This is a genomic window from Oleiphilus sp. HI0067, assembly GCF_001635735.1.
In genome coordinates this window covers 1-1,214 of the sequence record NZ_LWFI01000078.1, presented here as the reverse complement: position 1 = coordinate 1,214, position 1,214 = coordinate 1, and the positions used below count along the sequence as shown (strand labels likewise).

The 1,214-nt window shown below is 41.5% G+C and carries 1 protein-coding gene; it reads left to right on the top strand.

Features of this window, described 5'->3' with window-relative positions:
• Positions 1-149: 149 nt before the first annotated feature.
• A complete protein-coding gene (locus A3739_RS01240; RefSeq protein ID WP_068499913.1) occupies positions 150-1,013 on the top strand; it encodes a folate-binding protein YgfZ in 864 nt (287 codons plus the stop codon).
• Positions 1,014-1,214 lie beyond the last annotated feature (201 nt).

Here is a 1,214-nt window from a genome sequence, read left to right as displayed (position 1 = left end):
ATTCTGGTACTAGCCACTAATAGCGGTGCGAAATACATCATTTGCTTGAGCCCTCTAACGAGCAGTAAAAAAGATCACCATCGCAGACTATACGTTCACGATCGGCATAACAAAGAACTTTCACAAACAACTTCAACGATAGCGACAAAATGATACAGACAGGTGTACAACTCCCCTATTCATTAATCAAAGTAAGCGGCCCAGATGCTGAGAAATTTTTGCAGGGCCAATTTAGTTGCGACGTAACTGAACTAGCACCGCTTCAATGCACCTATGGCACAGCTAACAGCGCCAAAGGGCGCATGTATTGGTTGTTCGTCATCGCCAGAATCGAAGACGGTTTTTTGATAAAAGTACATGAAAGCGTTCGCCAACAAGGCGTCGATACTTTGAGTAAATACAAAGTCTTTTTTAAATGCGAGATCGAAACGCTTGAACATGCAAAAGTGTTTGGCGTTTTCGACGAGTCGAATTTAAAAGATGAACACGTGCTGCAAAACACGAATTTCGGTCTTACTCGCCAAGTCGACGCACAACGACAAGAACTATGGCAACTGAATGAGGCAGACGCGCCAATTACCTTAGACCCTAATTTACTCAACGAGTGGTATAAGCAGGACTGCCTATCTGGAATCCCAGAACTATATCCTGAAACCATCGAGACATTTATTCTTCAAAATCTGAATCTTCAAGACTTAGGTGCGGTGAGTTTCAAAAAAGGATGCTACACTGGGCAAGAAATTATCGCGCGTATGAAATTTCTTGGGAAAGCGAAGAAGCGTATGTATCGCTTTCAATCTGGGCAATCTGCAAGCCTACTTCCCGGAGAAAATATTTTTGATGAAGCTGGTAAAAAACTAGGAGAGATTGTTCGCGTTCATACGAATGAAAACGATACCTTAGGCCTAGCTGTTTGCGATATCGAGCGAGTAAAAGACAGTAACGTCGCTTATCTAAATTCGAATCAATCTGTAAAAGCTGAGTTATTCGAATTACATTACAATCCTAACTAAAAACAGTAATTTACACGCTTTATTGTAATTCTGCTCTACACTTACGTATATCTAAAAGTTATTAGTTTTTGAGGTAAGTGTAAGCATGTCTGAACTCGCAAGTAAGATCGTCGAAGCCATTACCAAAGCTATCGATGATGATCGCCTAATTCTACCGTCACTACCCGAGGTTGCGCTTAACGTGCGTGAAGTGACAGAACA